This is a genomic window from Lysinibacillus sp. YS11 (genome assembly GCF_002896375.1).
GTDB lineage: Bacteria > Bacillota > Bacilli > Bacillales_A > Planococcaceae > Lysinibacillus > Lysinibacillus capsici.
This window is the reverse complement of sequence record NZ_CP026007.1, coordinates 4,494,209-4,520,095: the sequence shown is the minus strand read 5'-3', so window position 1 is coordinate 4,520,095 and position 25,887 is coordinate 4,494,209. Positions and strand designations below refer to the sequence as shown.

The 25,887-nt window shown below is 35.3% G+C and carries 24 protein-coding genes; 10 read left to right on the top strand and 14 right to left on the bottom strand.

The features are described 5' to 3' along the window. Positions 1-74 precede the first annotated feature (74 nt). The 4 genes from LBYS11_RS23880 to LBYS11_RS22680 all read left to right on the top strand — a co-directional run bounded on the left by LBYS11_RS23880 (position 75) and on the right by LBYS11_RS22680 (position 4,033). Positions 75-395, top strand: coding sequence for a nucleotidyltransferase domain-containing protein (locus LBYS11_RS23880; RefSeq protein ID WP_233732254.1), 321 nt, complete (start codon positions 75-77; stop codon positions 393-395). After that, positions 347-841, top strand: coding sequence for a hypothetical protein (locus tag LBYS11_RS23875; protein ID WP_233732252.1), 495 nt, complete (start codon positions 347-349; stop codon positions 839-841). Before LBYS11_RS23880 ends, LBYS11_RS23875 begins: the two co-directional genes overlap by 49 nt. Before the next feature lie 389 nt (positions 842-1,230). After that, positions 1,231-2,712: a malate:quinone oxidoreductase gene (locus tag LBYS11_RS22685; RefSeq protein ID WP_004233452.1), complete on the top strand. Its 1,482-nt coding sequence runs from the start codon at positions 1,231-1,233 to the stop codon at positions 2,710-2,712. 241 nt (positions 2,713-2,953) lie between these two features. After that, positions 2,954-4,033 (top strand): ankyrin repeat domain-containing protein, encoded by a 1,080-nt coding sequence (locus LBYS11_RS22680; protein ID WP_103119023.1) that lies wholly within the window; start codon positions 2,954-2,956, stop codon positions 4,031-4,033. A gap of 402 nt (positions 4,034-4,435) precedes the next feature. On the opposite strand, the gene LBYS11_RS22670 is transcribed toward LBYS11_RS22680, so the two are convergent. The 7 genes from LBYS11_RS22670 to LBYS11_RS22640 form a co-directional block, all read right to left on the bottom strand. Next, on the bottom strand, positions 4,436-5,095 hold the full coding sequence (locus LBYS11_RS22670) for a hypothetical protein (RefSeq protein WP_048395305.1): 660 nt from the start codon (positions 5,093-5,095) through the stop codon (positions 4,436-4,438). Positions 5,096-5,239: 144 nt separating this feature from the next. Then, entirely contained in the window at positions 5,240-5,647 is a 408-nt protein-coding gene (locus tag LBYS11_RS22665; RefSeq protein WP_054548503.1) for a MarR family transcriptional regulator, read from the bottom strand. An 87-nt stretch (positions 5,648-5,734) separates the two neighbouring features. Then, positions 5,735-6,766: an alpha/beta fold hydrolase gene (locus LBYS11_RS22660; protein ID WP_103119022.1), complete on the bottom strand. Its 1,032-nt coding sequence runs from the start codon at positions 6,764-6,766 to the stop codon at positions 5,735-5,737. A 12-nt stretch (positions 6,767-6,778) separates the two neighbouring features. After that, positions 6,779-7,396: a hypothetical protein gene (locus tag LBYS11_RS22655; RefSeq protein WP_233732250.1), complete on the bottom strand. Its 618-nt coding sequence runs from the start codon at positions 7,394-7,396 to the stop codon at positions 6,779-6,781. A 41-nt stretch (positions 7,397-7,437) separates the two neighbouring features. Beyond that, positions 7,438-7,845 (bottom strand): permease prefix domain 1-containing protein, encoded by a 408-nt coding sequence (locus LBYS11_RS22650; RefSeq protein ID WP_048395459.1) that lies wholly within the window; start codon positions 7,843-7,845, stop codon positions 7,438-7,440. Continuing rightward, on the bottom strand, positions 7,842-8,171 hold the full coding sequence (locus LBYS11_RS22645; RefSeq protein ID WP_004233468.1) for a PadR family transcriptional regulator: 330 nt from the start codon (positions 8,169-8,171) through the stop codon (positions 7,842-7,844). Before LBYS11_RS22645 ends, LBYS11_RS22650 begins: the two co-directional genes overlap by 4 nt. Positions 8,172-8,351: 180 nt before the next feature. After that, on the bottom strand, positions 8,352-9,542 hold the full coding sequence (locus LBYS11_RS22640) for a M14 family metallopeptidase (protein WP_103119020.1): 1,191 nt from the start codon (positions 9,540-9,542) through the stop codon (positions 8,352-8,354). A gap of 184 nt (positions 9,543-9,726) precedes the next feature. Between LBYS11_RS22640 and LBYS11_RS22635 the strand changes: the two genes are divergently transcribed. Further along, complete coding sequence (locus LBYS11_RS22635) at positions 9,727-12,468, top strand: ATP-binding protein (RefSeq protein WP_103119019.1); 2,742 nt, start codon at positions 9,727-9,729, stop codon at positions 12,466-12,468. A 5-nt stretch (positions 12,469-12,473) separates the two neighbouring features. Then, entirely contained in the window at positions 12,474-13,331 is an 858-nt protein-coding gene (locus LBYS11_RS22630) for a CheR family methyltransferase (RefSeq protein WP_026023366.1), read from the top strand. A 39-nt stretch (positions 13,332-13,370) separates the two neighbouring features. Here the strand turns inward: LBYS11_RS22630 and LBYS11_RS22625 are convergent, their stop codons facing one another. Together LBYS11_RS22625 and LBYS11_RS22620 are read right to left on the bottom strand one after the other, a co-directional pair. Beyond that, entirely contained in the window at positions 13,371-14,519 is a 1,149-nt protein-coding gene (locus tag LBYS11_RS22625) for a SpoIIE family protein phosphatase (RefSeq protein ID WP_103119018.1), read from the bottom strand. 151 nt (positions 14,520-14,670) lie between these two features. Next, positions 14,671-15,678: an HAAS signaling domain-containing protein gene (locus LBYS11_RS22620; protein WP_103119017.1), complete on the bottom strand. Its 1,008-nt coding sequence runs from the start codon at positions 15,676-15,678 to the stop codon at positions 14,671-14,673. A gap of 100 nt (positions 15,679-15,778) precedes the next feature. Between LBYS11_RS22620 and LBYS11_RS23870 the strand changes: the two genes are divergently transcribed. Further along, entirely contained in the window at positions 15,779-16,279 is a 501-nt protein-coding gene (locus LBYS11_RS23870) for a GNAT family N-acetyltransferase (protein WP_233732249.1), read from the top strand. Beyond that, complete coding sequence (eis, locus tag LBYS11_RS23865; protein ID WP_233732246.1) at positions 16,276-17,046, top strand: GNAT family N-acetyltransferase; 771 nt, start codon at positions 16,276-16,278, stop codon at positions 17,044-17,046. The genes LBYS11_RS23870 and eis overlap by 4 nt, the downstream gene beginning before the upstream one ends. A gap of 17 nt (positions 17,047-17,063) precedes the next feature. On the opposite strand, the gene psiE is transcribed toward eis, so the two are convergent. Next, a complete protein-coding gene (gene psiE, locus LBYS11_RS22610; protein ID WP_004233484.1) occupies positions 17,064-17,516 on the bottom strand; it encodes a phosphate-starvation-inducible protein PsiE in 453 nt (150 codons plus the stop codon). 206 nt (positions 17,517-17,722) lie between these two features. Here psiE and LBYS11_RS22605 point away from each other — a divergent pair, with 206 nt between their 5' ends. Beyond that, a complete protein-coding gene (locus tag LBYS11_RS22605) occupies positions 17,723-17,947 on the top strand; it encodes a hypothetical protein (RefSeq protein WP_016992248.1) in 225 nt (74 codons plus the stop codon). Between the two features lie 55 nt (positions 17,948-18,002). Here the strand turns inward: LBYS11_RS22605 and LBYS11_RS22600 are convergent, their stop codons facing one another. Further along, positions 18,003-19,733, bottom strand: a complete 1,731-nt coding sequence (locus LBYS11_RS22600; RefSeq protein ID WP_054548511.1) for a methyl-accepting chemotaxis protein — start codon at positions 19,731-19,733, stop codon at positions 18,003-18,005. A gap of 195 nt (positions 19,734-19,928) precedes the next feature. Further along, positions 19,929-20,912 (bottom strand): GMP reductase, encoded by a 984-nt coding sequence (guaC, locus tag LBYS11_RS22595; protein ID WP_103119016.1) that lies wholly within the window; start codon positions 20,910-20,912, stop codon positions 19,929-19,931. Positions 20,913-21,147: 235 nt separating this feature from the next. Here guaC and LBYS11_RS22590 point away from each other — a divergent pair, with 235 nt between their 5' ends. After that, positions 21,148-21,567 carry a VOC family protein gene (locus LBYS11_RS22590; protein WP_016992246.1) on the top strand — a complete coding sequence of 140 codons (420 nt, stop codon included), beginning with the start codon at positions 21,148-21,150 and terminating at the stop codon, positions 21,565-21,567. Positions 21,568-21,628: 61 nt separating this feature from the next. Here LBYS11_RS22590 and LBYS11_RS22585 read toward each other — a convergent pair whose 3' ends face one another. Then, the gene (locus tag LBYS11_RS22585; protein ID WP_103119015.1) at positions 21,629-23,578 is read right to left on the bottom strand and encodes a methyl-accepting chemotaxis protein; all 1,950 of its coding nucleotides are present in this window, start codon (positions 23,576-23,578) and stop codon (positions 21,629-21,631) included. Positions 23,579-23,857: 279 nt separating this feature from the next. After that, the gene (locus LBYS11_RS22580; protein ID WP_048395471.1) at positions 23,858-25,807 is read right to left on the bottom strand and encodes a methyl-accepting chemotaxis protein; all 1,950 of its coding nucleotides are present in this window, start codon (positions 25,805-25,807) and stop codon (positions 23,858-23,860) included. Positions 25,808-25,887 lie beyond the last annotated feature (80 nt).

Genomic DNA, 25,887 nt, shown 5'->3' with positions numbered 1-25,887 from the left:
CGTATTTAAAGGTTTTCTGTTTTTTCAATAGTATCGTAGAAATAAATCAATTAAAAAGGGAGTGAATGATATCAATGGCAAAATGGAAAATAGCCTTAGAAACGTTCCTGAAAGAATGGCAAGATAAAGAGGAAGTTGTAGGAGCGCTCATATGTGGGAGCTATATTACTGGAAATCCCTCTAAGCGCTCTGATATCGATGTTCATATTATTTTGGCGGATAATGTGGGGTGGAGGGAAAGAGGGAATCGTGTTATTGATGGTTTTTTAATTGAATACTTTGCGAATCCACCAAGTCAAATTCGTGGGTATTTCCAAGATGATTTTAAAAAAGAAGAACCATGTCGATGGTCCAATTTAAAACAGGTAGAATTTTATTTGATTATACTGGAATAATAAAAGACTTGAAATTTGAGGCAGAGGAATGGCTCGAAGAAAAATATAACACAATGAATAAAACGGTCTTAGAAATAAAAAAATATGAACTATGGGATGCACTAGATAATTTAAAGGATTGTTATGAGCAGGATAGAATGGACTTTTCCTTTACCTACCATAACTCATTAGCCAATTTATTTTTGGTGTACTGTCAGTTTTTAAATCTAGAAACGATACCCTTTTATCAAATCTATGCCTATCTTGAAGATCCAATTTACCTGCAAAAATATAGTAAGTCAGCATTTCCAGATGAGGACTTTAGAGAAATTTTTATGAGAGCAATGCATGAGGACAATGCTGAAAAGATGATGGCGTCATATGAAGCAGTAGTAGAGTATGTGTTCATACAAATGGGTGGTTTTCATATAGATGGCTGGCATATAAAAAGCCCAATCGAAAGTTAATCTGTGGGAAATTGAAAGTTAGTTCAGATACAAGACGAGCTCCATATTTATATGTTATTATACAGATATAATAATAAAAAGAACCTATTTTTTATGAAAATGTCAACCATTTTTAGGCCGATTATTCCAATAAGCTTAAATAATTCAATTTTTACCTAGAACAAAAAGTGATTTTTTTGCTTGAATTATGATTGGAAAGGCTCGAAAAAAGCTGATAACTCTCATATAAATAGTTGATATTTTATTCTTGAACTAATTGTGATAAACTGCAATAAGGTAATAATTGATACAGAAATGGTGTGCTCCGAGGTTGCTCCATGGCTACAGTACTTCTAAAGTGGGAGTGCTTACATCCTTTCTGCAAATCTTAACATATAAGGAAGGTAAAAATGAGTAACAGACAAATTAAATCAGATGTTATCTTAATTGGTGCCGGAATCATGAGTGCAACTTTGGGAACATTACTCAAAGAATTAGCACCAGATTGGAAAATTACAGTGTTTGAAAAGCTTGAAAAAGCAGGCGAGGAAAGTTCTCACGAATTAAACAATGCGGGAACTGGACATGCTGCATTATGTGAGCTGAACTACACATCAGAGAAAAAAGACGGATCAATCGATATCAAAAAAGCGATTAATGTTAATGAACAGTTCCATGTTTCAAGACAGTTTTGGTCGTATCTTGTAAACAATAAGCTGATCAATAATCCACAAGACTTCATTATGCCTTTACCACATATGAGTTTAGTACAAGGGAAAGAAAATGTTGAGTTTCTAAAGAAACGTCATGAAACGATGACAAAAAATCCTTTATTTGAAGGAATGGAATTTTCTAATGACCCTGAAACACTAAAAAAATGGATTCCACTTATTATGGAAAATCGTCCTGCTGGTGAAGACATTGCTGCAACGAAAATTGACACTGGTACAGATGTTAACTTTGGTGCTTTAACACGTATGTTAATTGATCACTTAAAAGCAAAAGATGTAGATGTTAACTATAATCATAGTGTTGAAAGTTTAAAACAAGCTAGTGATGGTACATGGGAAGTACGTGTGCACGATTTAGATGGCTGTAAAATGGAATATCATTCAGCAAAATTTGTCTTCCTTGGAGCTGGTGGAGGAAGCTTAGAATTACTACAAAAATCAGGTATTCCTGAAGGGAAACATATTGGTGGATTCCCAATTAGCGGTCTATTCTTAGCATGTAATAATCCAGAAATAGCTGAACAACATCATGCAAAAGTATACGGAAAAGCAAAAGTTGGTGCTCCACCAATGTCGGTTCCGCATCTTGACACACGTTATATTGATAACAAGAAATCATTACTATTTGGACCATTCGCAGGTTTCTCTCCTAAGTTCTTAAAAACAGGTTCAAATATGGATTTATTTGCTTCTGTAAAACCGCATAATATCACAACTTTATTAGCTGCGGGCGTGAAAGAGATGGGCTTAACAAAGTATTTAATCCAACAGCTTATGCTTTCAAAAGAACAACGTATGGAAGAGTTACGTGAGTTCATTCCAAATGCAAAAAGTGATGATTGGGATATTATCGTAGCTGGACAACGTGTACAAGTTATTAAAGATACAGAAGCTGGCGGTAAAGGAACACTTCAATTCGGTACAGAAGTTGTAAGTGCTTCTGATGGCTCGATTGCAGCTTTACTAGGAGCTTCACCAGGTGCATCTACGGCTGTACATGTTATGCTTGAAGTTCTTAATAAATGTTTCCCTCAACATATCAAGGAGTGGGAACCAAAAATTAAAGAAATGATTCCATCTTATGGTCTATCATTAGCAGAAAACCCTGAGCTTCTAAAAGAAATAAATGCAACAACAGATAAAGCACTTGGCTTAAAATAAGTCATGGTAAGCGTTTAAGAAAGAGCTCTCAATCTATTCTGATTGAGAGCTCTTTTTAATTTGAATAAATTCTTTCCTGGGAAATTTTAAATCCAATTGCCTTCTTTTTAATAAAAGAACCATCAAATTTGCTATAAATCTTGCCCTGTATTTTATGACACTATAGCTCTATGTCCCATTGTGATATAGATGGTAGTTTTCTATACTTTGTATATACAATAAGAAGGGAGCCAATCTATAGATGATTAAACTACAAGATATTGGAACATTTTCAGAACTACCAGAGCTTGCAATGTATATCTATACTGGCGATATTACAGCTTTGCGAGTTGCGAGGGATAAAGGCTGGAATATTGAAGAAGAGATATGTTTAAGTCAGCATACATCATTAAGCCCATTGGATTTAGCGTTGATTGCACAAAGATTGGATGTAGTAAAATTATTAGTTGGATATGGGGTTAATTTAAATGTGGAAAAAAATCCTTCTTTTTTAAGAGCTGTTCGATATTGTAAAGAAAATATAGTACGTTACCTTGTTGAACAAGGAGCAAAATTAGATGGCTATAACCAAGTGGGATCTGGAGCCTATTCTCAGGCCTACTATGGCAATAAAAGAAATATCCCTCTTATTCATGAACTTGGGCTTGATATAAAGCAGCATGGAGGTCCTGTATTGCGTCAGGCTGTGTCGAATTTTGATAAAAAAACAGTCACTTATTTACTTGATCAAGGAGTAGATATTAATTATCAAAAGCCTGATATGGTCTATCCCTATGAAGCAACACCATTAACAGTTGCAACAAGAATGGGAAATATAGCTATGGTGAACTATTTGATTGAACGAGGTGCAAACGTCACTTTAGCGGAGAAAGATGGTGAGAGAGCTTATACAATTGCTGTACGTATGAAAAATATGGAACTAGCAAATTACTTAAAGGCTTTAGAACCAATAGAACTCCATACTATTGAAAACAAAAAAGAGACATTGAAAAAATACAAGTTACCAGATGAATTGATTAATTTTCTGACAGGAGATCGACTACATCTTGAGCTTGCACCAAATGATTATGACATTCACTTTATCGATTTTTTCAAACTAACTGATACAATTGAGATGAAACTAGGTCATAGAGAGCTCCTCCTTCTTTCCGCAAATATCGACAATTACTCTGATTTGCAAATAGTCTGGAACCCAAAAGGAGAAGGCCATATAGGGTGCTATGATGTGGAGCATGAGGAGTATGCTAATTTATGTAGTTTTAAAGAATTTATTGGTAGACCTGAAATATACCTTATCCGTTTTCTTGAAGGAGAACTATAGCAATGTTTTAAGCTACTGATAAAAATGTGAATCAACTGATTAAATGAGCCTCCCTGCTATTCAACTTAAAAGTCGATGAGAGTAAGCATATTCTTTCTAAGAAATATGCTTACTTTTTATTGCTCTATATTCGAAGAGTTGACAAACAAAAAACAATAGAACGTTTAATATATATGGCACAAAAGAACAACAGTAGGGCTATTAACAGGGCGAAGGGGATGCTGAACATAACAGGAAGTTCTACGCCATACCAAAGGCCCATTTTAATTTGATCCACTCCGAATGTTCGTAAAAAACCAGCGAGTATGGATAAGCCAGCGCTTAAAAGTAATCCAACATAAAGTACAGATAATACCACTAAAGCTAATGAGCAAAAAAAAGTCTTTAGCATTTTTAGAAGTATCATTCTTTTTCCCTCCGTATAATGTGGTGCACCTTTGAACTCGAAGCTATCGAATAATCATCCGTATAGTAAAGTGTCCCAATCACACTATTTTCCCCAACATGGACGACTTCCCCTTCCACAAACTCTGCATTCGTATTAGATAATTGTAGGTGTTTTCCACTTATTGTGTGACAGCGTAATATTTTTTTAAATAACGGAAGAAGGGTTATCCTATCCTTTTCTATTACCACATTTTCAGCCCTTAACCTGTCAATTCCGCTTTCTCCCGATAACTTCAAATGAAAGTGATGAGCGATTATTTCCGCAGCCTTGACTATTCCAATGGCATCAAATTGCTCGCTCTGTAATTTCTCTTCAACCATTAGCTTTCCAGAACTATTGATTTTTTGGATAAAACCATTACGTATTTTAATATTCCCAGCATTTGTAAGTTCTCCGATTTGGCAATAATCCTTTAACTTACACGAGCCAGTACTATTAAATATCTGCGCTGTAACTGGATAATAGAAGGAGCTATGACCATGAGTGGACACTTTTATTAAGTGTACTTCTTGTTGTAACGATACAGCGCCTCGAATGTTTAATTGTTCATAATCAGCATCCAAATGTTTAACGGTGCCATTCGTTTGTGTAAGGGTACGGAGTTTTTGAAACATAAAGTCACCTCATTATAATTTAATTAATATATATTTTAATTATTAAAATATATATTAATTAAATTATATGCTACTTCCATTTGTCAAGAACAAAAGCACAGCTTAAATTAAACAATAAAAAAAGGATTTCAATTTGTTGAAATCCTAAAAAATTTTATTCATTAATTGGTTTACTTCGCGTAAGATGTTGGCCATGTCTATGAGTTTATCCTGAGAAAACTTTAAAAAGATTTCTTGAACCTTCATGTCACCAATATTGGTTAAAGCCATTTTGACCACACGTCGATCATTATTTTCTCTAATTCTTTGTATGAGTTCGAGTTTTTCCAGTTTATCGCACATGGAAGTTACAGCTCCGGGTGTTACACTAAAGAATTCAGCAATTTCTGTTGCCTTCATCCCATTATTTATTTTTAGCTGTAGGAGTAATATTAATTGGTTTTGTGATAACGCTTCTCCTTCAGATAAAAGATCTACAAACATTTTCGACTTCTGCTGTATTTCCAGCATTTCTTTCATAATAATTTCTACATTGTTTAGATTTTCTGGCATATAATCACGTCCACTAAAATATTTAATAATTAAATTATATAGCAATTAAATAAATGCTACCAAGTGTAGAATTACTTTAAGAAATATTTATTTTTTAAAAGTCGTACGCATCCATTCGAAAAATCTCTCTTTTTCTTCGAACTGGGGGTAGTGAGCAGATTGTTCATATGCTATGAATTCTTTTTTCTTCGCGATAATTTGGTCGAAGTACTTTTTAGCGCTATTCGATGATGTTTGATAATCATAATCCCCCATTACAAAATAGAAGGGAAGAGTCAGTGAATTGACTTTCGCAGGAAGTGGGGACTGCAAGACTTCGTTTACTAAGACTTCTTGGGATAGGGATATCCCTTTGCTATATCGAATAATATCTAACAAATTATATTCAGTACTAAAAAGCATCCCTAACATATTTCCATCAGGGTTAGTAATAAGTCTTGTAGCTCCACCGTATTTGCTCACTAAATGACGAGGCGTAAATGTTTTACCACTACTAATTTCCTCCATTAACCTCTGTAAATGTGCAACATCCTCTGTGTTACTCTTAAGCTGAGCCTGTTTGATCGTAAAGTGTAAACTGTCCATCTCACTTTCAACGGTATTACTCATTTGACCAATCCCTACATAGGCCTCATATTTATCAGGAGCTTTAGCAGCTGCTTGTGTGGCAATATAGGTACCGTAGGAATGACCAATTAAGATAATTTTTTCTTTATCTAGATGATTAGCAATATAGTCAGTCAGTGCTAGTAAATCCTCCACAAGCAAATCAGATGAAAGATTTGAGTAGTCCTCAAAAAAATGATAAGACTTCCCACTAGCCCTTTGATCATAATTTACCACTGTAAATTCGGTTTCCAATAAATCTTGATATTTTTTAGCGTAGGGTATTTCAGAGCGACCTGGTCCGCCATGGACAAAGATGATGACAGGATTATTTTTGTTATGGCCCCGTATCATGATTTCATGGTCACTGCCGTTAATTTCTACCTGTTCTAGCGTACTGATGCTGTTCATGTCCTCTATAGATGATGTCCATGTTGGAAATACAAGTGCTAATAATAGTAAGGAGGTCATAATCAAGACAAGATATTTAATGAACTTTTTAATCCTTTTCATACAATACCTACTTTACATGCGTTTCATAAAGCTAGCATGATACATTTTTCTTTTATACACATAAAAATACATACTCAGAGGCCACCAAAGTGTCACAAAAATAGGGTAAATCGCCCATATAACGCTTGGTGAAGAAACAACATTTACTGTAATGAAAAAGATACTAATTAGTATCGTAGCTGTAACGGAGAATGCTACAAAGGTTTTTCGTTGCGCGTGATATAAAGCTAGAGGCCACCATATCACTAAAAAAGCAGGATAAATTGCCCAAGGGTATTGAGGAGATACAATCATATTCAATATAGAGTAATAGATGATGGTAGAAGCACATCCAATTAGAGCTGTTTTTAACGTTTTTGCCTTTTCATCTAAGTACATGAGGATTGGCCACCAGATAATTGGATAAATCGCATAGATAAACCATAAATGATCTGGTGCGTAAATATAATTTTCAACTATTAGAAATGTAATAATTAAGGCACTACAAACAATTGAGTATTGTTTATACAATTTTTTAGCCATAAAGAATAACGTAATAGGCCAAAGCAGTAGCAATAAGCATGGATATACAAACCACATTGTTTGAGGAGATATCGTATAATTAACAACCCCTAAAAAAATCATTGTCATCAAGCTCCCCGCTATAGAAAAGTTAATAAAGTTCCTCATGTTTATTCACCCCATTTCTTACGAGACCACACAAAGTACATCGATAAAGGCCACCAAAGAATGGCGAAAATCGGATAGATTGCCCAAATAGTATGTGGTGTGTAATAAAGATTAATAAAAATAAAAAATGCAATGATTAAGCCACTACCCCAAATTGAAAATTCTAAGTTTAATTTAGCCATGTTTTTCTTTGCTGGTTCTTTAACACCTAACTCTTGCTTTAAGTCTTCGATATCTCCAAATTCTACAATGGCTTTATTAATGGCATCCTCTTGTTCTTTACCTTGGTCCATCAAATAAAATACTTTTTCTTCAAGATTTTCAATGATTTCTTGTTTAACCATTTCCGTTTCGTTAGTTCGAGGAATGTCTTTAAAAAGCTCATCAATATGGTTTTTTATTCTTTTCATTCTAAGCCCTCCATAAATAAATCGATTATTTCCTTTACTTCCGACCATTCTTTCACTAGCTCATTTAAATAGGCCTTACCTAATGATGTAATACGGTAATACTTTCTTTTGCCTCCATGTGAGACATCTCCATAATAGGCTTCAATAATTTCTTTTTTTTCGAGACGTTGAAAAACTGCATACAAAGTTGCTTCCTTGATTTGAAACCGATTGTTTGTACGGAGACTTATTTCCTGAGAAATTTCGTAGCCATAACGGTCTTTTTCTGAAATTAACCGTAAAATAATCGAATCCAAATGTCCTCGGATAATATCACTGCGAACCATAAGTCACCTACTTTTTTTATTGCTCTATCTGTCAGAGTAATAGTAGCAAACATTACTCTGTCTGTCAAAGTAATTTATTCCCCTTTTTTTACAATGATGATGAGATTTTCAATAAAAAAACCCATTCGCTGAAAAGCCCAAAAGGACTATTTCATAGCGAATGGAGTTCGAGTACTCTTTTTACATATACAATGCAGCAAGGAAAATCCCTAAAGACTCCTCGTAAATGTCATCAAACTGGCTGATTGGTAAAGGATTTGTACCACTTCCTAATTCAACAGTGAAGCCTGGTCTACGCCAATCTTGAATAAACCAATCTTTATAACCAGCATAGCTTCCAGCAGATTGAACGGGCTCATAGCCACTTACTCTACTAAATTCATTTACAAGCACCTCTGATTCTGGGGGCTCTAGATTTTCAAAACCCCAATATATGACACGTCCCTGTGTATGAAAGGCTAATACTCTTGAAAAATCACGTTGCTTGGTCAAATCAGCCATTGCAATGGCTTCAGGTTCAGATAGTGGTCTTTCACCACCATAATCTCTTGGCCCTGGTGTTTTTGGATTACGGGCACTTTCAAGCTCCCATTTGGCAGGGAATTGGTCATTCAAATCAATTCCATGAATATTTGCTTTCCAGCCAGAAAAATCAGCGTTATCATTATTCCATGCAATTAGTTGATTTCTTAATGCTTCATCATTTGGTGGGCCTTGTATTACTAAATCTACGCCATCAGGATTTACCATAGGAACGATAGAAAGGAATGTTTGCTGATAAAGAGAAAATGGAGAAATTCCACGAATACTACTTTGATTGGTGAGGGCGAGCAAATAGTCATTTAAAAATGTTAGAATAATAGGTGTAGTAATCCATTCGTTTGCATGGAAGGAGCCATTATAGTGTACACGTTTTGCACCATGGCCAATCGACAGCTCAGGTAGCTCCTTCCCTAAAACGGAACTGCCAATGTTTGAGCTATGAAGAAAAGGATATGCATCAAGGAGCTTTCTGAGATCATTTATCATATGGGTATACGTGTAAGTTTGCTTACCTTCAACTAAACGCCATGTGATACGTTGGGGTATGCGAATTATTTGACCGATTTGTAATCGATTTGGATTGAGATCAGGATTAACAAGCAATAGGGCGACTAGGGGGAGGTTTCGGCTCTGGGCAATCTGCCAAAAAGAGTCTCCTTGTTTAATTTGATAGTTGTTGGTCACAAAACCAGGAATACGAACCCGTTGTCCAACTCTTAAAAATTGGGGGTTTATATTTTCATTAGAATCTAAAATGAGTTGAAGAGGAATTTTAAATACCTCACTGAAATGCCAAAGTGAATCTCCTGGTCTTACGATAATATCCACATGTTTTCTCTCCTTAATTAGAAATGGTTCAATATAAAATGTATATGAAAAATACAGAGACTTATTGATACAAAATCAGCAAAATTTCTTTATGATGAATCTAAAATAGGAGAAAATGAGTTATTTTTACATGTATACTAGTAATCATACTAAAGTAAAAGAAAGGTAAAGGTAGGAAAACCAAATGTTAAATAGATTAAAATTGGGTATACGCTCAAAGATTTCATTAGGTTATATCGTAATCATTCTTTGCCTACTTGCGACGGTTGTCATATTAAATAATCAAATTACATCTTTGCAGAAGGAAAGAAATTTTATTATTAAGTACGATTCCAATGTTCTAACTTTAACGAATGAAATTGAAAAATATATTTTGGATATGGAATCAAGTCAGCGGGCTTTCATCATTACGGGTAAGCAGAGTTATCTGGAACCCTATGATAATGCAGCTGAAAATTGGAAAATAGATTTTAATGAACTCTATCAACAAATGAAAGATAAACCAGCTCAGCAGGACAAACTTAAAGAGATAGAGGAAACAATTGAACATTGGGTTGCAACGTCAGGCGAACCAACTATTCAATATAAAAAGGATAATAATGTAGAAGCATTAAATGATTTTTTTAAAGTGGATAATGGTCGTCAGGATATGGAAAAAATGCGCAAACTATTCGATTCATTCCGTGCCACTGAAAATGCTTATACACAGGCAAAGGCAAATCAGTTAGACAAGCAAAATAGTAAATTAACTAGTGCTTTATTTGGGATCTTAATTTTAGTTTCTACAATAGCTATTGCTATCGCTAGTGGCATTTCCCGTTCAATTGTAAAAACGATAACGGAAGTAACACAAACAATTCAAGAAATAGCAGCTACAAAAGGTGATTTTACAAGAAGAATCCATGTGAATACCAACGATGAAGTGAATGAACTTGCTAATGCAACGAATACGCTTTTAGAGTCCGTCGAAAAGAGGGAATGGCTACAAAGCAATGTAGCTGAAATCGTGACAAATTATCAAGGTATTTCAGCAATTACAAAATTAGCGGAGACCTTCCTATCAGAAGTAGCACAGAAAACCCAAGCATCCCTTGGCGCATTTTATGTTCGGGAAGTAACAGAGAACCAAGTACAGTTTGTGAAAAAGGCTGCTTTTGCTGACACGGATGATTGTGTTGGCATGGAGAGTTTCAAAATAGGACAAGGGTTAATCGGTCAATGTGCATTAGAAAAGAGAGTGCTATTCTATGATAATATTCCGAGAGACTATCGTTTAATCAAAACGGGATTAGGTGAAATTAGACCACAAAATATTTTATTGATTCCTGTCATTTTTGAAAATGAAGTTATAGCGGTTGTTGAAATAGCAACAATGGCTAAATTCAGTAAGTTACAGCAAGAATTAGTGAGACAGGTTACTGAAACCTTTGGACTAACAGTTAATAGTGTTTTAGGGCGTATGGAAATTGTACGTCTATTGAATGAATCTAGAGCAATGACAGAGGAATTACAGGTCCAATCAGAGGAGCTTCAAACACAATCAGAGGAATTACAAATGCAGACAGAAGAGCTGACTATGATTAATGAGCAGCTTGAGGAACGCACGAAAGAGGCAGAGTCCAAATCAAGAGAGCTAGAGAAAGCGAAGAAGGAATTAGAAGAAAGTGCAGAGCAGCTTATCCTTAACTCTAATTACAAATCCGAATTTTTAGCGAATATGTCACATGAATTAAGAACACCTTTAAACAGCATATTAATATTATCTGAAATGCTAGCAGAAAATAGCCAACACAACCTAACAGACGAGGAAGCAGAGTTTGCTAAAGTTATTCATTCTTCAGGAGAGGACTTGCTAGCTCTAATCAATGACATATTAGATTTATCTAAAGTGGAGGCCGGGAAGCTTGATATTATTTTTAATGAAGTGAATATGAGCGAAGTACCTGTACAAATTGAACATACCTTTGCGCCAGTTGCGAGGAAGAAAAACTTAGCATTCCATATTTCAAAGGCAGATCATGTAGTGGATGTATTCTATACGGATGAGAAGAGATTCCAGCAAATCTTAAAGAATTTATTATCGAATGCCTTTAAATTTACTGAGCAGGGATCTGTCACATTAGACATTAACCAGCTTAAACCACAACAACTAACAAACAATATGCAGGATATAAGTACGGATTGGTTAGAAATTACTGTTTCAGATACAGGAATAGGTATTCCAAAAGACAAACACCAGCTGATTTTTGAATCATTCCAACAAGCAGATGGAGCTACGGTCCGAAAATATGGTGGAACGGGTCTTGGTCTTTCTATTTGTAAGGAATTTGCAAAATTACTTGGTGGATGGATTACATTACAAAGTACTGAAGGACAAGGTAGTAGCTTTACGTTAACGATTCCGAGTCTACCAAATGGAATAGAAGAGGAGCATTGCCAAAAGCTTGCCATGAACGAAGTGGCTGTGACAACGGTGGAAGAGGAACAAATCAAAGAGCAGCCAGTAGCAATGGAAGAAGCCCTTCAACATGAGGTTGAGGTGTTTCAAGGGAAAAATATTTTAATAGTTGATGATGATAACCGTAATATTTATGCGTTGAAAACGGCATTAGAAAAAAGAGGCATGCATATTCTAGTTGCCAAAGATGGGCTAGAATGTTTAGAGGTCTTGCAGGCTAATCCAGATATCGATCTTGTTCTGATGGATATAATGATGCCTAATATGGATGGCTATGAAGCAATGACTATTATTCGTCAGCAAATGAAACGTATCGATTTGCCAATCATTGCATTGACTGCTAAAGCGATGAAAAATGACCGTGATAAATCATTGCAGGCAGGTGCATCTGATTATATTAGTAAGCCATTAAATTTAGATCAATTAATATCAGTTTTAAGAGTATGGTTAGTTTCTAAGGGGAGTTAATGAACATGGAACAACAATTTCAGCCTTTGGAGCAAAATATACAATTAAATAAGCATACAAATTTAGAAATTGATTTGTTACTAGAAGCTATTTATCGTTTATCGGGTTATGATTTTCGGCAATATAATCGTTCATCCATTTCACGCAGAATCTACAATAGGATGGGGATAAATAACATCCCAACGATTTCACGTGTACAAGAAAAGGTCATTCATGATAAAGAATTTTTAGAGCAGATATTAAATGATTTTTCGATAAATGTAACGGAGATGTTCCGCAACCCTAGCTTTTTTAAGGCCTTTCGTGAAACGGTCATCCCTGTTTTACGAGAATATCCTGAAATCCGTATTTGGCATGCAGGGTGTGCAACAGGTGAAGAAGTATATTCTATGGCTATCTTGCTTCAAGAAGAGGGGCTAATAGAGAGATCTGTAATTTATGCAACAGATATGAACGAGCAAGTATTAGAAAAAGCTAAGAAGGGGGCCTTTCCAATTCATAAAATGCAGGCATATACAAAAAACTATATGCTTGCTGGAGGTGCCCATGCTTTTTCAGAATACTATCAAACAGATTATCAATATGCTTACTTTCATCCAACATTATTGAAAAATATTATTTTTGCTCAACATAATTTAGTAACAGATCATTCATTTAATGAATTTCATGTTGTTCTGTGCAGAAATGTTCTTATTTATTTTTCACCTAAGCTTCAGAGCCAGGTACATCAATTATTTTATGAAAGTCTAAGTGACAAAGGTTTTTTATGCTTAGGGGATAAAGAAACATTGCGATTTGAAGAGGTTATTTCAAAGTATAAGGAGATTTCTGGAAACGAAAGAATTTATCAAAAAATGTATTAATGAGTAAGAGGCTATCTTTAACGGATAGCCTCTGCTTTTTTATATAGTATTAGTGCTAGCTTGAATCATTAAAACACACATGTCATCAGGCTGATTCTCTTGTTTATCCTTAGGCAAAAGGTTATCGATTAGGCATTGTGAATAATCCCACTTGAAGGATGTTAGCGTTTGCAAATGCTTTTCTGATTCTAATTCACAGGGTCCCATTGCCTCTAATACACCGTCTGTAAATAACACGATTTGAATGTCATGCTCATATTGAATATATTGCTTTTTCACTTTTATTTCATCGAAGAAACCGACTGCACAGCTACCCTGATCTAATGGAATACATGTTTTTTCATCAATTAGTGCATATCCAGGAGGATGGCCAGCATTTATGTACTCGACTGTTTTTTGCTCTGTATCAATGATTAAATAAATCGCTGTAAAATAATAAAGATTATTCTCTTTCCCATCTTGTAATAGCGTCATATAACGATTCAGTTCTTGGATGACAAGCTCAGGTTCCACCAATTGCTTAACCGCCTCTCTTAGAACAGAGGAGATGAACATACAAACCAACGCTGCCGATATACCGTGACCCATCATATCCAATAATATAATGGCATAACGATGATCGTCTATTTTGTACCAATAATACATATCTCCTGCCAAATTAGAGGATGGTAAATAAGAAACTTCAATACGGATGTCCTTCTCATTTAACGGTGGGCTAAGAAGACTCCTTTGTACATGGGTTGCTAAATCTAGTTCATATTGTATTTTCTTTTCATGCTGTGTGTGCCAGTCTAATTCTGCCTTTAAACGTAAGGCAACACGCATTCTGGCAAGCAACTCTGTTTTATTAATTGGTTTAGTAATATAATCTACACCACCAATGTCTAGGGCTTCTGCCAGTTTGTTTTTATCCTCGAGTGCTGTAACAAAAATGATTTGAATATCTTTTAATCTCTCATTTTGCTTAATGCGTTTGCAGGCCTCAATACCATCTACTTCCGGCATCATAATATCTAACAAAATTAAATCTACTGAATTTCCTGTCGGATTGGGTGCATCTAATTGTAAATAATCAAATAGCTCATAAGCAGATGAAAGAGAAACACAGTTATCATAACCTGCATTTTTTAGTATTTTCTCAATGACAAATAAATTGACTTGATTGTCATCTACTAGAAGAATGGTCATAGTACTTTCCCCTTACTCTGATTGAATTGTGCAGATTATTTTTCACATATATAAAATACTTTCAACTTTATCATTATACAAAACATCAGAGAATAAAGGTATTTTGGCGATTTGAATGTATGGTTTACTAGGTATATGAAGAAGAAGGGCGTTATATTTTCGCTTTTTTAAATCCTTGGTAGATATCAAATGCATTTGCTAAAACAGCAATAATCATACTGATAAGTAGTATTTTATCAATAGTGAAGGCAACTTTAGCTGAGGTTGTTTCTGTAATAGCCGCAATATAAGGGATAGAGGCGCTGTGAATAAAATCTTGGTGTATCGCTATTAAAATAAACACAATTGTTCCTACACTTTGAAGTAGTGCATTAGTGATGGCGATAGGCATTGTCCACTGTCCTGCACGCCATTTTAATAAGGTTAAAGTTAGACTTAGGATAATACATAGTAAGACCATGGGAACAAACGATTGTAAAGTATTTTGATTAAAGATAGGCATAACAAATTTCAAGCTGCCGTTGTCATTCGTTGTATAAATACCTAAAAGACGATAGGCATTCCAGTAAACAAAAGAAAAAATAAGTATTCCTAAAAGGCTAAAAATCGTATCACTTATAGGAATGATTTTATCTTTGGGAATCTTTTTAATTTGTATTAAATCATCAGGTGACCATGGCTTGGTATCTCTCAGAAAAGGGATCGAAAGCTTTTCAGCCCCAGAACGGTCCTTAATGATAAAAATAACCGTAACCCAAAACAAAACGTGAAATAACACAGCAATAATTGCAACAATCATCCCTACAAATGCTGTAATAATGGTTGTGAGAAGTGCTTCTTCTCCAGAATAGAGAACCATCTTCTCTATTATTTGAACAATGATCGTAATAAGAATTGCCCAAGGAATAATTAGCTTGATGGTTCTTGTATATTGTTCAAAATTCTTTGGACCAATTAAAAAGTGGGGAGTATCCTGATAGCGTGCAGCAACTTCTGAAGGGCTTCCAAGCTTCTTAATTACTTCCTTCACCTCAGATTCTGTATATTGCTCTGGCAACATATCCTCAATAGTAGCCTTTAGTTCAACCTTGATTATCTCACGTTTATTTTTATGTAGCCTTTTAGTCACTTCGTGAATATATGAATCAATTAAAGTCATACATTTTCCTCCTTTAATCATTTTCAGTACTCATTAATTAGTCGTGGTAATATATGTTATTATGGGGTATAAAAATTAATATGAAAAATTCGTGAACAACATGCAACAATTTGAAAATGGAGGGGACATGATGAGGGTTGTAGAGAAATTATTAAAAGAGCAAGATTTTGTAGCCTTTGTGAATATCGTTGTAGGAGCGTATCCAGGAAGATTGAATGGAACACAAATAACAAAAGAACAGCTGAAAAAGCTCTTTATGCAAAATCAGAGCAATGATGAATCTCTTCATTATTATGGACTTTGGGAAAATGACAAACTCATTGGTGGTATGCGACTACATGACTTTCAAATGAATCTGTTCTCTAAAATGCTACCAATTGGTGGGGTAGGACTTGTTGCAGTTGATTTATTACATAAAAAAGAGAAGGCTGCAAAAGAATTAATCCAACATTTCTTTAACATCTTTTTAGAAAAAAATATTCATTTTTTGGCCTTGTATCCGTTTAGACCAGATTTTTATAAAAAAATGGGTTTTGGCTATGGACCGAAAATCTATCAATACTTGGTAGAGCCTTCAACAAAAAGCACCTTAAATATTTGACAGTTGAAGATCAACAACAGCTAGTAGATTGCTACAACAGGGTAGTAGCAAAAAAACATGGGATGTTTCATAAAACACAATCGGAACTATCTTTTATTTTTAATAATCCAGATAACTATGTGATTGCAATGGAACAGGAAGGTACAGTTCAGGGCTATATTGCCTTTTCTTTTAATAAACAAAGCGATAGTAATTTTATGCTAAATAATTTGGTCATTAAGGAGTGGATCTATGAAACTCCGGAGGCTTTGCTAGAGCTTAGTACATTTTTAAACAGTCAAGCAGATCAAGTAAACCGAATCGAATGGAATACACAAGAAGAAAATGTCCATTTCTTTTTAGAGGATGTAAGAAATGGCACAAATCATTTAATTCCAAGTGTCTATCACGCAAGTGCCGTGTCAGGAATTGGTCTAATGTACCGTATAATTAATGTGAAGGGCTTTTTTGATGAGCTACTAACACGCAATTTTAACGGTGTCACTTTGACCTTTAAATTGAATGTTATGGATTCGTTACTGGCAAAAAATAATCAGCAACTTATTGTTGAGGCTGTTAACGGTACAATTAAAATGCTAGAAAGTGATAGCTATGATGTTGAAGTAACGATAGATGTAGCTGAGCTTTCATCACTAGTAATGGGCGTAGTAACGGTCCAAGAGCTATTTATGCTGAGTCGAATACAGATTAGTGATAATCAGTATTTACAGGCTTTACAGCAATTCTTCTATGTGTTTGAAAAGCCCACATGTATATCTGCATTTTAGAATGGGCGTGAGGGCTTTTAATCTTTTTTAATGAGAATGGAAGAACGTGTTGGCCTTTCAAGTGGCGTTATATTAATAATAAAGTAGCTTATGATTAGTATGAGGATAATTAATGAATAAATTAACGTATTTAGAGGATGATCATGCTCCACAATAATTAGTCGAATCATTGCTGTGATACCTATATAGATAAAATAGCGAAGTGGAAAATGGTAATCCTCCTTAAAATATTTAATGATCATTGTGATGAATTCGAAATATAAAAAGAAAATAAGAATATTGGCAAGGAATAGTTTATAATCACCATCTTCCTTAGCGAATAGTAATATTTTAAGAAATTCAATTAGCTCCTTAAATAATAAAAAGCAGAGAATCAGTGCTAATAGTACAAGGCAAACATTGAGAAAGAGCTGTAGAGATTTTGGCACAGCTTTAATGAGCTGTAAATAAGTCGTATTTTTTTGATTCATCCAATTCCTCCAATCGGTTTTGTAAATACATCATCATATGGTCGAGTAGTAGTGTATTATGATATAAATATAACAATTTGTCGTAAATCTTTTCTTAGTATTTTGTAAAGTTTTGGTATATTTTAATGAAAGAAAGTTTTCAAAATAATTTAGTGGTATGCTAAAATAGATGTGCATGAATATAAAATATAAAAGGGGTTTTTAAAATGGCAAAATCTGCAAAAACTGATGCGAAAATTACACCAGAACGTTTAGAAGAAGCGTTAAATGTTCGTGATCGACTTATTATCGAGCTACTGGTACAAGTACTTGATGAAAAGCTAGTAATTGAGCGTCCTGTATTACGTGAACGTCTAGGGAACCTTGTAGATCTTGCAGATCACGATGCAGAGCTTAAGGAAACAATCCACGCAGTAATTAACAAACTATAATGTAAAAGAGGAATGCTACGGATATGCGTAGCATTCTTTTTTATATAGTATTTTATCATGTAAAGCGTTCTACCAAGTCGTACATGCGCTCTGCCTCTGTATGAAGCTCCATAGAGGAGTGCATGATAGATGTCACTGCTGACTTTTGTTCGTCAATAGAAGCGTTAATTTGTTCGGTAGCTGCGGCAGATTGTGTAGCGACACTTGCTATTTCATTGATGGCGTTCATCACGACTATTCGATTTTCCGCCATGTCATTCATTCCTTTGTCTAAAGAAACAAGGTGCTTTGTAATGCCATGAATGGAGTCTGCTAGAAAAGTAAAGGCTCCCTTTACTTCCGTAATCGACATGGCCTGATTTTGTGACAGTTGGAGCGTGTGTATCATTTTTGAATCTGAATTAGCGGTATCGACCTCAATACGCTGTAATAGGTTTCTAACCCGATTAGTAGCTTCATTCGTATCCTCAGATAAATGACGGACTTCCTCAGCTACGACAGCAAACCCTTTGCCATGTTCACCTGCACGGGCTGCTTCAATACTTGCATTTAGCGCTAATAGATTTGTTTGTTCAGAAATGGATGTAATTGTTTGTACGACTTGATGAATTTCTTTCATTTGGCTTGTCAAACTTGAGAAAGTTGTTCTTAATTCCTCAATCACTTGCGTAAACTCACTTGAATTTTGAAGTAATACATCTACTTTTTGTCTACCGTTTTCTTGTGATTGATTAATGATATTCATATTTTCTGTAATCTCACTATATTTATCTGTAGCATTTGAGATAAGTGAGGACAGTGTTTCTACTTTACTAATGGCCATTTCTGCTTCCTCAGCTTGTACTACAGCTCCCTTAGATATATCATTGATGGCTTGATGAATTTCATCAGCAGAAGCAGTCGTCTCCTCAGTAATAGCACTCAGCATTTCTGAAGAAACGCGCATTTGGGACGCACTATCCTTTGTATTGTTGACCATTTCGTGTAAGCTATGTTTCATATTATTCACGTTACTAGCTAGTATACCTAGTTCATCTTCTGTAGTAACAGGTATGTCATCACCAGTTAGCTTGCCTTTAGCAATATCAGATGTAATGACCATAATTTTTCGTATATAGGTTGTCATTCGTCCAGAGAAGAACCAGAAGAGTGATACACCAATAATCGTTGCAAGGATGGTCATGCCTAGTGTGTAGTATAAAACATTATTCGTACCTGCATTAAAGTCCATTTCGTATGTACCAGCTGCTATAATCCAGCCCCAATGCTTGTCCTTTTCTACATAAGTTATCTTAGGCGCAACGATTTCAGGATTTGAGGGAAGGGCCCAATCATAACGTACATATCCTCCTCCAGCATTTGCTGCTTCAATCATTTCTCGTACAAAATAGCGCCCATCCTCTGTTTGTAAATCTGAAATATTTTGTCCTTCTAGGGATGGATGAGTTTCAACCATACCACTATCTTGGAAAGCATAGAAATAAAAATTATCTCCATATTTAACAGGATTATCAATGGATCTTTTGTTATCTTCAATTTTATTACCAACGATCTGTGTTCTAGCACTTTCCTGAGCTTCTTCTAGCGTTAATTTCCCATTTTGAACTTGAGTATCTAACTGTGCAATTAGTTCAAGTATGCCAAGTGTGCCATTTTTAAGACTATCTCGACCTACCTGATCGAGTTCTCCTTTCACCACCATATAATTGACGGTTCCAACTAGTCCTGTTGATAGTAGAATAACTATAATAGCAAGACTAACAAGTTTATTACGTACTGACTTCATAAGATACAACCCCCGTTCCTTCATTCCTTCAATATAGTTCTATTATAATATATAATTTTTTAATAAAATAGAAAATTCTGAAAATAAATACGGTATTTTAAGTGAAATAGGTCCAAAAAAATCACCCCAATCAAGAGTAAAAAACAGCTCTTAATTGGGGTGATGTTGAAGCTTAATATAGCAGGTTTACATCGATTAATACACTTTATCTCCATTGAAAATAGAGTTCTTTACAATTACATAATCAACATTGCGAATAGCCTCTAGCTTTGTGCCACCAGCATATGAAATAGATGACTGTAAATCTTGTTGCATCTCGATTAATGTATCTTTGATGCTACCTTTATGTTCAACGTACATTTTCTTACCTTCGACGTTTTTACGTTCACCTTTTTGGAATTCAGAAGCAGAGCCGAAGTATTCCTTCACTGTTCTACCCTCGATTTCGATTGTTTCACCAGGTGACTCTTCGTGACCAGCGAATAATGAACCGATCATTACCATTGAAGCACCAAAACGTACAGATTTAGCGATATCTCCATGTGTACGAATGCCACCATCAGCAATAATTGGTTTTGTAGCAGCCTTTGCACACCAACGTAGTGCAGCTAGTTGCCAGCCGCCAGTACCAAAACCTGTTTTGATTTTAGTAATACATACTTTACCTGGTCCAATCCCAACTTTTGTTGCATCTGCGCCAGCATTCTCAAGCTCACGCACCGCTTCAGGTGTTCCTACATTACCTGCGATAACAAAGCTTTTTGGTAAATGCTTTTTAATATGCTGAATCATACGAATAACAGCATTTGAATGACCATGTGCAATATCAATTGTAATAAAATCAGGTACCAAATTAGTAGCTGCTAATTCTTCAATAAATGTATATTCCTCTTCTTTTACACCAACGCTAATAGAAGCAATTAAGCCATTTCCTTGCATTTCTAGAATAAAGTTTCGACGAGTTTCTGGTTGGAAACGGTGCATGATGTAAAAGTAACCGTTTTCAGCAAGTTTCTTTGCAAGATTTTCATCGATAATTGTTTGCATATTTGCAGGTACTACTGGAAGTTTAAAAGTGTGACCACCTAAAGTAACAGAAGTATCACATTCTGAACGACTTTCTACAATACATTTTGCGGGAATTAGTTGAATATCCTCATAGTCAAATACGTTATCCATTATATACACTCCTAAAATACGAATATTTTTTAAGATTTAATTTAAATTGTTCGCCATTTGGTAATTTACATGATTTTTGAGTAAATGTCAAAGCTTTTGTGAAAATAAATAAAAAATTTAAAAAGAAAGGAGACAACTTACTTTGAAGATGAAATATTCTAGTTATAATTTGTGTTATGTTTTATAATCCATGTACAATAGAATTGTTTTAAAAAATGACAAAGGAGTGTTGAAAATGGCAGTAGAGGTTTATTTGAATTTTAATGGAAATTGTCGAGAGGCAGTTGCGTTTTACGAAGACGTTTTTAATACGGACAAGGCTGAAATTATGACGTTTGGAGAGACACCACAAAATCCAGACTATCCATTACCAGAAGAAGCAAAAGATCTTGTCATGCATACACGACTTATTGTATTCGGTAGTAGAATTATGTTCTCAGATACATTTCCAGGCATGCCATTTTCCACAGGGAATAATGTCACATTAGCTGTTGTATCCGATGATGAAGAGCAAATGCGTCAAGCATTTGATAAGCTTAAAGAAGGTGGTAACGTGAGAATGGAGCTTCAAGAAACATTTTGGAGCAAATGTTACGGCTCACTTACAGACAAATTTGGCGTTGAATGGCAATTTAGCCATGAGGTAAATGAATAATTAAATAACAAGATAAAAGCACGATGATAGGGCTAAACCAAGTATCATCGTGCTTTCTTATTTAGTAATTAAAACGATCTACATAGCCTTGTAATTCATCTGCCATATCAAGCAATGTTTTAGCAGAAGAGGCGATTTCCTGCATGGAAGATAATGTTTGTTCCGTTGAAGCGGCAACCTCTTCAGATGCAGCTGCGTTTAGTTTTGCATGATCTGACAGTTCAATAGCAGTAGCGGATACCTCCTCTACAACGGCAGACATTTCTTGTGCTGAAGCTGATATATCCTCCATTTTAGGAGCAATTTCTCGAAGACTTCCAACGATACTTATAAATTTCTTTTTCGTATCCTCGGATAGCTGTAAACCTTCTTGAACGTCTGCAGAAGCTTTCGTCATCGTTTGTACAGATTTAGCTGTATCTTGTTGTATGCCAGTAATCAGAGTAGAAATTTGCTCTGCTGATTGATGAGATTGCTCCGCTAATTTACGTACTTCATCTGCTACAACTGCAAAGCCTTTACCGTGTTCACCTGCTCGTGCTGCTTCAATAGCAGCATTAAGAGCAAGAAGGTTTGTTTGGTCTGAAATAGCGCTAATAATTTCTATAATGGAGCCAATTTCTTTTGTACGATCAAATAGGGATTTAATCATCGTATCGGATTGAGCCACTGAATCATGAATGGATACCATTTGATTAACAGTGTGCTCAACAGATTGACTACCTTCTTCCGCTAATTGGATGGCCTGACTGGATAGGTCTGAAACTTGTAGGGCACTATCTGCTACCTCTACAACACCTTTTGCAATTTCCTCAATAGAAACAGCATTTTGATCGATTCCTGTTGTTTGTTTTTCAGTACTAATCGCTACCTGTTGCATAGCCTCTGTCACTTGCTCAGATGCAGCGATATTTTGCTCAGCATTCGCTGAAAGACCTTGTGCCGAGGTTTGAACATGTTGTGAGCTTTGATCAACATTGCGGATCAGTCTTTTTAAGCTAACTTTCATTGAGACAAATGCTTCAGCAAGCTGTCCTATTTCATCTTTCGTATGAATATCAATATACTCTGTCAAATCACCTTCACTAATTTTAAGAGCACTTTGCTGTAGTTGTTTAATTGGGTTAACAATAGATTTAATCATTGAGAGCATAAAGATAATACCAACAATAATAGAAATACCAATAATAAGTAATGTAATAGTAAAGGTTGAGGTAGCAGCGTTAGTAGCCTCTGCAATGAACATTGTACCAATTATCTTCCAGCCTGTGATTTCATTTGTTTCAAAGCGTAAATGACGGTCACCTTCAGTAATAATACCTTCCTGCTTTTCGTAAACTTTTGAAACATAATCTTCTGTTGCCTCTGTGCCGCTTTCCTTATCTTTTTGAGCAATATATAACTTATTATTATCTAACAGAGAGGCAAAGCCCGTTTCTCCGATACGTGTTTGATCTGTCAGTGCACTTAGAAGAGAGATATTTAAATCTAAGGCAATTACGCCAGAATCATCAGGAAGAGCTTGCATAACTGTTACAACGATGTTATTTGTTGATTTTGAGATATATGGAGAAGTGATGGATACATGCCCTTTATTATCAATGGCTTCTATATACCAAGGACGTTTACGAGGATCATAATCACTTGCATAGTCATGGACAGGTTCATCAATGATTCGCCCATCAGCAGTCCCTATATATACTAGCTCCACTTCTGGGTGTGTATTTACATATTCCTGAAAAAGACCTTTTAATTCAGCTTTTTTATCATCTTGTAAATAAGACTGATTTATTTTCTTGGCAAAATATTCGATATCATGAACTCTAGGAGCAATTGTATTGGTAATATTACTATTAAGCATACGCACACTTTCCTTGGCGCTTGCTTGCTGCTCTTCGAGTATTTGATTTTTGGTACTTTTAAAGGAGGTATACCCGATTAAAAGTGCGGGAATGAGAAGTATGACTAAAAATGCAAAGATGAGTTTCTTTCTTAAACTAATTCGTTTCATATAGTATTCCTCCTTAAACGACATTATTGAAGTGTAATATAATTAACTACGAGATGGGTTTTATTACACTAGTAGACTCCTAAGTCGTTCAAATGTTTAATCTGATTCTAAGAGGAAAATGAATAATAATCAACACAATTTTCTGAAAAATCTGGAAAATAAAGTTATGCAACGCTATTATTTGTAGAAAAATATCTTATTTTGTAATTTCCTATCTTTTAGGAATAGAAAAAATCTGAGTTCAATACTATCGTGAACTCAGATCTAGCAGTTAAATAATTAATATTTAAAACGATTAACATAACCCTGCAATTCATCCGCCATATCAAGTAGGGTTTTGGCAGACGAAGCCATATCTTGCATAGAAGATAAAGTTTGTTCCGTGGAAGCAGCAACTTCTTCTGTAGCAGCAGCATTTAATTTTGCGTGATCGGAAAGTTCAATAGCAGTCGCTGAAACTTCTTCTACAACGGCAGACATTTCTTGAGCAGATGCTGAAATATCCTCCATTTTCGGCGCGATGTTTCGAAGACTTTCGATAATGCTCGCGAATTTTCTACTTGTTTCTTCTGTCAATTGTAAGCCCTCTTGAACATCTGTCGACGCTTTGACCATTGTCTCTACAGATTTTGCCGTATCTTGCTGAATAGTAGTTATAAGCGCAGAAATTTGCTCTGCTGATTGATGAGATTGCTCTGCTAATTTGCGTACTTCATCTGCCACTACCGCGAAGCCTTTGCCATGTTCTCCTGCTCTAGCAGCTTCTATAGCTGCATTAAGCGCTAGTAAATTCGTTTGATCTGATATAGCACTAATCATTTCTAAAATGGAACCAATTTCTTTCGTGCGATCATACAGTGCTTTAATCATTGTATCTGATTGAGTTACAGAATTATGGATAGAATTCATTTGCTGTACCGTTTGTTTGACAGATTGTCCACCCTCTTCTGCCAATTGGATAGCATGACTAGATAGGTCAGAAACCTGCATGGAACTGTCTGCCACTTCAACAACGCCTTTAGCAATTTCTTCAACTGAAATGGCATTCTGATCAATACCTGTTGTTTGTTTTTCTGTACTAATTGCCATTTGGTGCATGGCATCGGCAACTTGCTCTGAAGCAGCGATGTTTTGTTCTGCATTAGCAGATAAATTTTGAGCGGCTGTTTGGACATGTTGTGAGCTTTGATCAACATTACGAATTAATTTTTTTAAGCTCACCTTCATAGAGATAAAGGCTTCTCCAAGCTGACCTATTTCATCTTTAGAATGGATTTCAATAAACTCCGTTAAATTACCGTCACTAATTTTTAATGCGCTTTGCTTCAATTGATTAATTGGGTTAACAATAGACTTTATCATAAAGAGCATGAAAATAACGCCAATGAGAATGGAAACAATAATGATAATTAAATTTATATTCAATGTGGATGCTGCAGCTTTTGCAGCTTCCGCAGTAAACATTGTACCAATTACCTTCCAACCCGTTAACTCATTCGTAACAAATTGTAAGTGACGGTCTTTTTCAATGATAGTACCGCTTTCCTGCTCATAAATTTTTGTTATGTAGCTTTCCGTTGCCTCTGTACCACTTTCTTTATCTGGCTGAGCAATGTAAATTTTATTGTTATCTAAAAGAGAAGCGAAGCCCGTTTCTCCAATACGAATATTATTCGTAATGTCACTTAATGTAGAAATATTTAGATCTAATCCTAATACGCCAGAACCATCCGGTAATGCCTGAGTAATTGTGATGACAATGTCACCTGTAGATTGTGTAACATATGGTGCAGTAATTGAGGTCTTCCCATTATTAGCTAAAGCCTGCTTATACCAAGGTCTTGTCCGAGGGTCGAAGCCATCAGGATACTCTTGAACAGGCTGATCAAACAGTTTGCCTTCAGCAGTTCCAATATATATCAGATCTACTTCAGGGTGCATGTTGACATATTCACTTAATAATGACTTCAGTTCTAAAATGCTCTCATCTTGAAAGTAAGTTTCACTAAATTTCTGTGAAAAATATTGTACATCTTTCAATTTAGGTTCAATCATGTTTGTAATATTGGAATTTAGAATGCGTACACTTTCAGTCGCACTTGCGCGTTGCTCCTCTGAAATTTGCTGTTCAGCACTTTGGTAAGATACTATTCCAATCAAGAGTGTTGGGATGAGAAGCATGGCTAAAAACGAAAAAATAAGCTTTTTTCTTAAACTTAGTTGTTTCAATTGTATTATCCTCACATAATATTTTATTCTATACTTTTCCCTTAAAGGTAAATAATACTCATTCTATCAGAAATAAAATA